At 67.6% G+C, this 10008-nt stretch carries 9 protein-coding genes and 2 pseudogenes; 9 read left to right on the forward strand and 2 right to left on the reverse strand.

Annotation, left to right across the window (positions count from 1 at the left end):
* The 5 genes and pseudogenes from E3T54_RS10805 to E3T54_RS10825 all read left to right on the forward strand — a co-directional run.
* A pseudogene (locus E3T54_RS10805) lies at positions 1 to 227 on the forward strand (hypothetical protein); the annotation flags it as partial.
* Between the two features lie 418 nt (positions 228 to 645).
* Positions 646 to 3072, forward strand: a complete 2427-nt coding sequence (locus tag E3T54_RS10810; RefSeq protein ID WP_134475677.1) for a response regulator — start codon at positions 646 to 648, stop codon at positions 3070 to 3072.
* Positions 3069 to 4667, forward strand: coding sequence for an ATP-binding protein (locus E3T54_RS10815; protein ID WP_166804898.1), 1599 nt, complete (start codon positions 3069 to 3071; stop codon positions 4665 to 4667). The genes E3T54_RS10810 and E3T54_RS10815 overlap by 4 nt, the downstream gene beginning before the upstream one ends.
* Positions 4664 to 5041, forward strand: a complete 378-nt coding sequence (locus tag E3T54_RS10820; protein WP_134475679.1) for a response regulator — start codon at positions 4664 to 4666, stop codon at positions 5039 to 5041. Before E3T54_RS10815 ends, E3T54_RS10820 begins: the two co-directional genes overlap by 4 nt.
* Positions 5038 to 5331 carry a hypothetical protein gene (locus tag E3T54_RS10825; protein ID WP_134475680.1) on the forward strand — a complete coding sequence of 98 codons (294 nt, stop codon included), beginning with the start codon at positions 5038 to 5040 and terminating at the stop codon, positions 5329 to 5331. Before E3T54_RS10820 ends, E3T54_RS10825 begins: the two co-directional genes overlap by 4 nt.
* 185 nt (positions 5332 to 5516) lie before the next feature.
* On the opposite strand, the gene E3T54_RS10830 is transcribed toward E3T54_RS10825, so the two are convergent.
* Complete coding sequence (locus E3T54_RS10830; RefSeq protein ID WP_134475681.1) at positions 5517 to 5753, reverse strand: hypothetical protein; 237 nt, start codon at positions 5751 to 5753, stop codon at positions 5517 to 5519.
* Positions 5754 to 6159: 406 nt separating this feature from the next.
* Here E3T54_RS10830 and E3T54_RS10835 point away from each other — a divergent pair, with 406 nt between their 5' ends.
* The 4 genes and pseudogenes from E3T54_RS10835 to E3T54_RS17350 all read left to right on the forward strand — a co-directional run.
* Positions 6160 to 6657, forward strand: coding sequence for a hypothetical protein (locus E3T54_RS10835; RefSeq protein WP_134475682.1), 498 nt, complete (start codon positions 6160 to 6162; stop codon positions 6655 to 6657).
* 12 nt (positions 6658 to 6669) lie between these two features.
* Positions 6670 to 6972, forward strand: a complete 303-nt coding sequence (locus E3T54_RS10840) for a hypothetical protein (protein WP_134475683.1) — start codon at positions 6670 to 6672, stop codon at positions 6970 to 6972.
* 69 nt (positions 6973 to 7041) lie between these two features.
* Positions 7042 to 7806: a helix-turn-helix domain-containing protein gene (locus E3T54_RS17710; protein WP_134475684.1), complete on the forward strand. Its 765-nt coding sequence runs from the start codon at positions 7042 to 7044 to the stop codon at positions 7804 to 7806.
* Positions 7758 to 8802: pseudogene (locus E3T54_RS17350) on the forward strand (IS4 family transposase); the annotation flags it as partial. The gene E3T54_RS17710 and the pseudogene E3T54_RS17350, both read left to right, overlap by 49 nt.
* Before the next feature lie 202 nt (positions 8803 to 9004).
* Here E3T54_RS17350 and E3T54_RS10860 read toward each other — a convergent pair.
* Positions 9005 to 10008 (reverse strand): bifunctional diguanylate cyclase/phosphodiesterase (locus tag E3T54_RS10860; RefSeq protein WP_134475686.1); only part of this gene is annotated, 1004 nt, incomplete at its 5' end.

Genomic DNA, 10008 nt, shown 5'->3' on the forward strand with positions numbered 1-10008 from the left:
AACGTGTTGCCCTGGCAGACCTCGCCCGGGCCGCCGGAGCCCGCTGGGCCATCGAGGAGAGCTTCCAGACCAGCAAAGGCCAAACAGGCCTGGATCATTACCAGGTGCGTCAATACACAGGCTGGTATCGGCATATCACCCTCTCGATGCTCGCCCACGCGTTCCTGACCGCCACCCGGTCAAAAAAGGGGGCCAACATCCAGACGACAGCGACCTCATCACCCTGAGCCTGCCCGAAATCAGGCACCTCCTCGTCTGCCTGGTCTTCACCCAGCCAGCGAACCCCGAACGCGTCCTGAGCCGCTCACGCTGACGACGCCGACATCAACAAACCGCGAAACGACATCACTATCGAACCCGCGGACACACCCCATAAACACGACTGTAGTACTAGGCCAGATCGACATGCGGAGGCACCGCAACGATCAGGCCCGCGCCCACGAGGCCTACTGGGAATAACACCGTAGCGGCCCGGGCACTCCGCCCGGGCCGCCGCTACCACCTCGTCAGAACCGCGCTACCAACTACGTGGACTGGCGCTACCATCAAGCGCTACTCGCCATGTAGAGTTCAACAGGCACCACGCAGTCGCTCCAGTCCTGCGCCGGAAGGCCGTAGGGGGAGTTATTGACCGGGAGCAACCCGATGACGGGTAGGGCAGTAGCCGACGACCGGGGCGCGGTGCTTGTCGTCGATGACGACGAGATGATCGTGGGCCTGGTCGCGCAAGGGCTCCTCGCAGCCGGCTACCGCGTCACGACGGCCTCCAGCGGCGCCGAGGCGCTGGAGAGACTGGCCGAGGCGGTCCCGGACGTCGTCGTCTCCGACGTCAACATGCCGGACATGGACGGCTTCACCCTCGTGCAGCGACTGCGCGAGGACTCCCGGCTGCGTTCCCTGCCCCTGTTGTTCCTCACCAGCCGCGCGGAGGCCGCGGACGTGGTGTCCGGCATGCGTCTCGGCGCGGACGACTACATCACCAAGCCCTTCGACCTGCCGGTCCTGGTCGCTCGCGTGGACGCCAAGCGGCTACGGCCGCCGTTGCCTGCTGACCGACTGCAGACTGACCGCCGCACGGGGCTGGCCTCGTCCGCGACGTTCATGGACGAGCTCGACCGGGAGCGCGAGCGGGCGCTGCGCAGTGGCCGCTCGGGGCACTTGGCACTGCTCGGGCTGAACGAGTCCGGGAGCATCCGTGCGCGCTTCGGGGAGCGCGGGGTCGACGAGGTGTTGCGGCAGGTCGCCGATGTGCTCGGCGCCGTGGTCACGCCGCTGGAGACGGCCGGCCGTACCCCCGATGGCGGCTTCGGGCTGCTGCTGCCGGAGACGTCGTCGGACGACGTGCGCGACCTGCTGCAGGGACTCTCCGAACGCCTCGCCGGCCGCCGCCTGGACGTCGAGGGCTCTAAGGTCAGCGTTACCCCGCTCGTCGGATACGTCCCGCTCGACGCCGTCCAGTCGGCCAAGCAGGCGGTCGAGCAGGCCGGCGCGGCGCTCGAGCACGCGCAGATGCACCTCGATCTGCGGCCGATCGCGTACCGTCCCGAGATGCTCGCCGAGGCCGCGGCACCGCGCCAGCCTCGGCCGCTTCTAGAGCGGCTGCGCACGCCGTTCCAGGTCGCGCTGACGTTCGTCATAGGCATTGTGCTGCCGTACTTCGTCTACCTGTTGGCTGACCGCGCGGGTTTCGACATCACACCGTTCGCCTACCTCGTCGTCGTCTTCTCGCTGCTGGTGACAGGGATCGCGATCTGGGTCGAAGGACTGCTCGCCCTGAACCCGGCGCAGCCGCCTCCCGCACCAGAGGAGCAGGACGGCGGTCCGGCGTACCCGCCTGCGAGTGCCGTCATCGCGGCGTACCTGCCGAATGAGGCCGCCACCGTCCTGGAGACCGTCGAGGCCTTCCTGAGGGTGAACTACCCCGGCGACCTGCAGGTCGTGCTTGCCTACAACTCGCCCGTCCCGCTCCCGGTAGAGCGCGTCCTCGGCGAGCTCGCGCAGCGCGAGACGCGCTTCACTCTGCTCAAGGTGGAGGGGAGCACGTCCAAGGCGCAGAACGTCAACGCCGCCCTGCAGATCGTCACTGGTGAGTTCACTGGTGTCTTCGATGCCGACCACCTGCCCGCGGCAGACAGCTTCGTGCGCGCCTACCGCTGGATGGCCGATGGGTACGACGTCGTGCAGGGCCACCCGGTGGTACGAAACGGCGACGCCTCCTGGGTGGCGCGCACCGTAGCGGTCGAGTTCGAGATGATCTACGCAGTCAGCCACCCCGGCCGGGCGAAGCTGCACCAGTTCGGCATCTTCGGCGGGTCAAACGGCTACTGGCGCACGCAGCTGCTGCGCGAGACGCGCTTCCGCGGCTCGATGCTCACCGAGGACATCGACTCTGCCCTGCGGGTCGTCGAAGCCGGCTACCGGATCGGCTCCGACCCGTACCTCATCAGCCGCGAGTTGGCGCCGACGACGCTGCAGGCACTGTGGAACCAGCGGATGCGCTGGGCGCAAGGGTGGTTCCAGGTGTCCCTGGGCCACCTCTTCGGGGCGCTGCGCAACCCCGGGCTCACGCCCAGACAGCGGTTCGGTTTCTTCTTCCTGCTGGGCTGGCGCGAGGTCTACCCCTGGCTGAGCGTCCAAATGTTCCCGCTCATCGCCTTCTACGCCCATCGCGCCGGCGGGCCGCAGCACCTCGACTGGTTCGTCCCGGTGTTCGTCCTCACGACCATCTTCACGCTCAGCGTCGGGCCGTGGCAGACGTTGTTCGCGTATCGCCAGGCCGATCCGGAGATCCGCTCCCGCACGGCGTGGTTCTGGCTGTACCTCGTGGTTGCCTCGGTCTTCTACACCGAGTACAAGAACGTCATCGCACGCGTCGCGCAGGTGAAGCAAGCCATGCGCGAGAAGGCCTGGAAGGTGACGCCCCGGGCCGCCGGGACAGGGGGGGCGCCGGAGGGCGGACTCACCGCGCAGGCTGTCGGTCCAGCGGCCAACGACCCCGAGCACCCGGCGGACGAGCCGCTGGTCCCGCCGCCGCTGCCCCACCACACGACTTCCCCAAGCCGTACGTCGTGACCACCTCACGCCAGCACACCCGCGTCAAGGCGCTGCGGGCGCTAGGGCTGCTCGACCAGCCGGGCCAGGAGCGCTTCCGCCGGATCGTGGATCGTGCGAAGCATCTGCTGGACGTGCCGGTGGTCTACATCAATCTCGTCGACGAGACGCGGCTGTGGGTCGTGGCCTGCACCGGACAGACCGACCCCGCGCTGGATCACGACGCGTCGTTCTGCCACTTCGTCGTCGTCGACGACGCCCCGGTGCTCGTCGGCGACGCATCCACGGACCCGCGATTCTGTGACAATCCGCTCGTCGTCGGCCCTCCCCGCCTGCGCGCCTACGCCGGCTACCCGCTGCGCTGGGACGGACAGGCTGTGGGAACGCTATGCGCCTTCGACGTCGTGCCGCGCACGTGGAGCCGCGCGGACCTGGAAGTCCTGGCCGACATGTCCGCCTGGGCCGAGCTCGAGCTCGGCGCCGAGGAGGTGCAGCGCCGGCTGGCTGCCGCTGAGCTGGCACAGCGGCTCACAGACTCCGTACTGCGTTCGGCGGGCGACGGGATCTGCGCGACGGACGGGGAGGGCCGGCTGGCGCTCGTCAACCCCGCGGCGTGCGACCTGCTCGCGGCACCGGCCGAAAAACTGCTTGGCCAGCCGCTGCACGAGTTGCTGCACCCCCAGGACAGCTCGTGCTACGACGACGACTGTGCGCTCGGCGCGGCGCTGCGCGACGAGCAGGTGCTCGTCGGCGTGGACGACGCCTTCCGTCGGCAGGACGGTGAGGTCTTCCTGGTGCAGCTTTCGTTTGCGCCGTTGCGGCAGGACGACCGGACAGCCGGCGCAGTGCTGGTCTTCCAAGACGTCAGCCAGCGGCGGGAGGTGGAGCGGCTCAAGGACGAGTTCGTCTCGGTGGTGAGCCATGAGCTGCGCACCCCGCTGACCTCGATGCGCGGCTCGCTCGGCCTCCTCGCTGCCGGGGTCGTCGCCGAACTGCCGCCCGAGGCGCAGTCGCTTGTCGACATCGCCCTCACCAACACCGACCGCCTCAGTCGGCTCGTGGCCGACATCCTCGATCTCGAGCGCCTGTCCGCGGGGCACATGCACGTCGTGCGCCGTCCTCACCGGCTGAGCGACCTGGTCGCGCTGGCGCTCGCAGCCGTAGAAGGGATGGCCGCTCAGGCCGGCGTCCGACTGGAGCAGGAGACCTCCGACGACATCTGCTGGGGCGATGCCGACCGACTCGCCCAGGTGCTCGTCAACCTCCTGGGCAACGCCGTCCGCTTCAGCCACTCCGGCAGCGCGGTCCGCGTCACCGCCCGGATGCGAGAGGGTGAGATCCGCTTCGAGGTGTGCGACAAGGGCCGTGGCATCCCGCCCGACCGGGTCGAGCAGATCTTCGAGCGCTTCGCGCAGGTCGACGTGAGCGACGCCCGCGAGAAGCAGGGCAGCGGCCTCGGGCTCGCCATCTGCCAAAGCATCGTGCATGCGCACGGCGGCCGCATCGACGTCGACAGCATCCTCGGGCAGGGCTCCACGTTCACGGTCGTGCTGCCGCAGCGCAGGCCGCGGAACGGGCCGTGGCCCGGCCCCCTCCGGCGCAAGGAGGAGACGTGACGCGCTGCGTGCTCGTCGTCGACGACGAGCCGGACATCCGCGCAGTCGCCCGACTCAGCCTTGAGCGAGTCGGTGGCCTGCGGGTGATCGAGGCGTCCTCCGGTATGGAGGCGCTGGATATAGTTGCCGCCTCCCAGCCGGACGCGGTCCTTCTCGACGTGATGATGCCCCGCGTCGACGGCCCGACAACGTATGCGCTGCTGCAGGCCGACCCGCGCACCCGCGACATCCCGGTACTCCTGCTCACGGCCCGGGCCGATGCCACCCAGCGAGAGCGGTGGCTGGCCGAGGGCGTGCGTGGCGTGCTGGCGAAGCCCTTCGACCCGATGGAGCTGCCGCGTCTGGTGTCCGAGTCGCTGGGATGGGGACCGTGACCGACGCGGTCGACGGTTTCCTCGCCGAGATGTGGGAGCGGTACGGGTACCTCGCCGACCAGCGCGTCGCGGCACTCGAGCGGTACGTCGAGGCCGGAGGTGGAGACCGCTCGGGCGATGTGCTGGCCGACGAGGCCGAGTCCGCCGCCCACAAGCTCGTCGGCGCGTTGGGCAGCTACCGCCGGCCCGGATCGGAGCAGGCCGCGGTTGTCGAGCGGCTGGTGCAGTCGCGCGCTCCGCTCGACGAGGTGGCTGCGGCCGTGCGCGAGCTACGCCGGCTCGTCGGCTGAGGCCCAGCGTCGGCGCAGCCTCAACGGCGGCTCCTGAGCTGGTTCATGACCCCACTGCCAGGGCCCACGGCGTCGGCCAGCCATTCCCAAACGCCACTCCCCCGAGACTCCGGAACTTCGGCGAATTGTAGCCAACCTACGTCCGTGGACGTCCCGCTGACGAACCGTTGCTTAGGTGCTGGCGATCACAGCGCTTCGGTGAATCGGGCGAGCAGCCGGATGAGGTTGATGTAGTCGTCAGGCGGGAGAGCATTCTGAACTTGCCGCCGGACTCGATCGACGACGGGCGTGAGGTCCGTCTGCGTCTGCGCACCGTCAGAAGTTAGCCGCAGGAGCCCGTCCTCTTCATGAACCCAACCGTGCCGTTCAAGTTCTGCCACGACGCCGTGGATCGTGTCGGGTGAGTCGAAGGACTTGAGCACGGTTTCCAGGTCCGTCAGACTGGTGTTGTACGTCTCCCGGGGTGACGAGGTAGGCGTCTTCCCCGGTGACGATGGGTTTTAGCGCGACTGGATTTGGTGTCCGGTGGTCGGCGGCGTCAGGCTGACGATGCCCGGATAGACGAATGGCCCGGCGTGCAATCTTTGAGGATCACGCCGGGCCGTTCTAACGCGTAAAGGCGCGCTGATGCTCACGCTAAGTCATGATCCTGTTTCTGTCGAGTTGGACCTGCTGGTCGGGCGTATGACCTGCCCAGGTTGCGGGGGCCGGTTACGGCCGTGGGGGTGGGCTCGAGCGCGTTTTATTCGTGAGGGCCTCGGCCCGGATTGGGCGGGCCGGCGGCTCCGGCCGCGGCGATCACGGTGCGTGGCGTGCCGAAGCACGCGCGTGCTGCTGGAGGTGCGGTTGGCCGTCCGTCGGGCCGACACCGCCGAGGTGATCGCCGCGGCGATCGAGGCGAAGACCGCGCTGCGGTGGGGTCACCGGAGGATCGCGGCAGGGTGCGGCCGCCCGCTCTCGACGGTGCGCGGCTGGCTGCGCGCGTTCGGCGCCTCAGCCTTTCAGATCAGTGACCGGTTCACGGGTTTGTTGGTGCGGGATGCTCCCGACGCCGTGGTGCTCTGGCCGACACCGGCCGGCACCGTCACGGGTGAGGCGTTGTCGGCGTTGATGGCGTATGCCGACGGTCTGGCCCGCCGGTTCACGGCGACCGTCACGGTGACGTGGGTGCAGGCCGGCATCGCCACGACGAATGGTCGGCTTTTCTGCCGGAGCTGGTGGGCCGCGGGTCCCAACACGAACCGGCCCTTACGCCCGAACCTCTCGGCCGGGAAGGGTGGCAGGAGCGCCTGCCACACCCCTGTGATCGGCGTGTTCACTGTTTGAGAGGACACCACCATGCCCGCAACCCCACCCGCACTCCCATCGGCATCGCCACGGGCATCACCGGCGGCGGCCGCCCAGTCGTTGCTCGTGCCGCCGGCCGGATCGCCGTCTGATTCGGCGGTGCGGCGGGACCGGACGGAGAAGATCGCGCTGTTTCGCTACCAACTCATCCGCGAAGCCGCCGACGACACCGTGACGACGCGTCAGCGCGGCCCGATGGTGAGAGCCCTCGCGGTGATGGTGCATCCGGGGCCGTTCGGTGGCACGGTGACGGTCTCCAAAGACACCATCGACCGGTGTGATGGCGCTCACTGAAATTCCCCAGTTCTGCCTTGGGTTCTAGCGATCGTCGCAACACTCACCATCCTGAGAGTTGCGACACCCATGCTCGAGACCCCGAAAACACCATCACCGCTCAGGATCTATCGCGAAGCCGAGAAGATCGAATTCCTTGAAGCATTCGAGCGACTTGGCAAGGTCAGCCTCGCCGCCCGCGAGGTCGGGCTTCATCCCGCCAGTTGCTACAGATGGCTGGTCGATGCCGGCATCGATGCCAAGAAACACAGCCGGGCCCGACGCGCGGAGTACTTTCGGCTCCGAGAGGCCGGCATCGCCCGCGTCGATGCCGCCCGACAGACCGGGCTGAACATTCGCACCGCGATCGACTGGGACCAGCGAATCGAACACGCCAGCAATCGCCGCGTCTACCCCGACGGTCGCGTCATCGACTACAACAAGGAAGTGCCTGTTCTCAGCGAAGCCCGTCAACGCCTGCTGCTTCCCCTCGTGGAAAGACAGCTGGATCCGCGGTACCTGTCGCTGGTCGACCGGGAGAAGATCCGCGACCTCTCCGCCACGGGCGCATCAATCCGTTCCATCGCCCGGACCCTGCTTCGGGCGCCGTCGACGATCAGCCGGGAGTTGCGCCGCAACCAGACCGACGCCGGCTCCTACGAGCCCTATGCGGCCCACCGCACTGCCGCGGAGCGCCGACCCCGCCCCAAGGACATCAAGCTGGTCAGGGGTTCACGATTGCGCGAATACGTGCAGAAGAAGCTGCAGATCCGTTGGTCTCCCGAGCAAATCTGCCACGCTTTGATCTGGACCTGTATGCCGAAGGGTCCTACGAGGATGTATTTGCTCAGCTGACGGATGGGCTGTCGTGGTCCTCTGGCTGGTCCGAGACGTATGTGCCACCGTCGAAGTCGGGCATCTTCCAGGCGCGTCTGCGGCTGGGGTTCGAGCCGGTGCGGGACTTGTTCGCCCGCGTAGCGCGCCCTCTCGCGGTGCCGAACACGCCTGGGTCCTGGTTGGCTGGGCGGCGCTTGATGTCCATCGACGGAACAGCCCTGGATCTGGCCGACAGCGCGGCGAATGCGGAGTTCTTTGGTCGCCCGCCTGTCAGTCGCGGCGAGCAATCCGCTTTCCCGCAAGCACGTCTCGTGGCGCTGGCGGAGTGCGGAACGCACGCTGTGCTGGACGCACGCTGTGCTGGACGCGGTGATCGGCCCGTGCACGACGTCGGAAATTGAACTCTCCCGCGAGCTCGCCGGACGCTTCCAGCCGGGAATGCTGGTCCTCGCCGACCGAGGCTTCTACGGCTTCCGATTGTGGGCGCAAGCGGCCTCCACGGGCGCTGACCTGCTCTGGCAGGTCAAGACGAACCTACGTCCTCGGCATCAGGAGACCCTGCCTGATGGGTCCTGGCTGGCGCAGATTATCCCCACCTCGGGCCCGGGGCGGCAGTCGGCGACACCCTTGACGGTGCGGGTCGTGGACTACACGATCGACGACGGACGCGACAATCCCGACGCTTACCGATTACTGACCACGATTCTGGATCCGGCCGAGGCCTCGGCGGAAGAACTGGCGACCGTGTACTCCGAACGGTGGGAGATCGAGTCCGTGTTCGACGAATTGAAGACCCATCAAAGCGGCCCGCGCATGGTGATGCGATCCAAATCCCCAGACCTGGTCAAGCAGGAAATCTGGGGCCACCTGTGCTGCCACTACGCAATCCGGACCCTCATGGTCGAGGCCGCCCAGCACGCCCGCCGTGACCCTGACCGAGTCTCCTTCGTCGCCGCACTCCGCCTCGCCCGCCGCTCCGTGGCTCAGGGCGCTTTTTCCCCCTCCACACCCTGACCGAGCGAAGGCCGTCTGGCGCCACGCCTTTCTCGCTCTGGTCCGACGTCTGAACCCCGCTCGCCGACGGCGATCAAACCCTCGCGTGATCAAACAGAAGATCTCCAAGTGGCCTGCCAAACGCTTCCATCACGCGTACTCGCCACAACCTGCTCACACTTCAGTAATCACCATTCAAACGCTCAACTGAACGGTATTGAGGCTAAGCGGTGCCCGAAGGTGCCAGGAAATCCTCGAAGCGCACGACCGGTGATGCGTTGGGCGACGGCTTGGAGAAGAGGTCGCCCTGCCCGAAGCGGCAACCCATGGCCTGCAACAGCTCCAGTTGGCCGGTCGTTTCGATGCCCTCGACGACGACGTCCAGCTTCAACGATTCCGCCAACCGAATGACGCCCTCCACGATCGCCCGATCGTGCGCGGAGGTTTCGATATCGCGCACAAACGTCATGTCCACCTTCAACAGGTCGACATCGAATTCCCGGAGGTGGGTGAACGACGAGTAGCCCGTGCCGAAGTCGTCGATGGCCAGACGCACACCGATGCCGCGGAGTTCCTGGAACGTCCGGGCGGCCGAGCCGATCGCTTCCATCACGGCGCTTTCGGTCAGCTCCAGCCAGAGTTGGTTCGGAGCCAGCCCGGAGCTGCTGAGCGCCCGCTTGACCACCGCACCGAAGTCGTCTCGCACGAACTGGTGCGGAGACACGTTGACGCTGACAGCCATACCGCGCTCCAGCACGGTGGCCGCCAGGCACGCCTGGCTCAGGATCGTGCTCCCGATCTGCTTGATCAGGCCAACCTCCTCGGCGATCGGGATGAATTCGCCCGGCATCACCAGCCCGCGATCGGGCCGACGCCAGCGCGCCAGCGCTTCGGTGGCCACGACCTTGCGCTCCCGCAGGTCCACGATCGGCTGGTACCAGGTCTCGATCTGCCCCAGTTCGACCGCACTGCGCAGGGCGATCTCGGTGTCCAGTCGCCGGTCGATCCGACCACGTAGATCGTCGTCGAAGACCTCGAAGCGAGCGCGCCCGCGGTCCTTGGCCAGGTACATGGCCTGGTCCGCGTTCCGCAGCAACGACTCGGGGTCGTCGTGGCCGACGCCGAAGGCGATGCCGATGCTCGCATCCACGGATGCGACGTGATCGCCGATCCGGATCGGCCGGGCGATGGACTTCTGGAGCGCATCCGCAAGCTGGGCGACATCCC

Origin of the sequence: Cryobacterium sp. Sr8, assembly GCF_004403225.1 — a bacterium.
GTDB classification, from domain to species: domain Bacteria; phylum Actinomycetota; class Actinomycetes; order Actinomycetales; family Microbacteriaceae; genus Cryobacterium; species Cryobacterium psychrotolerans.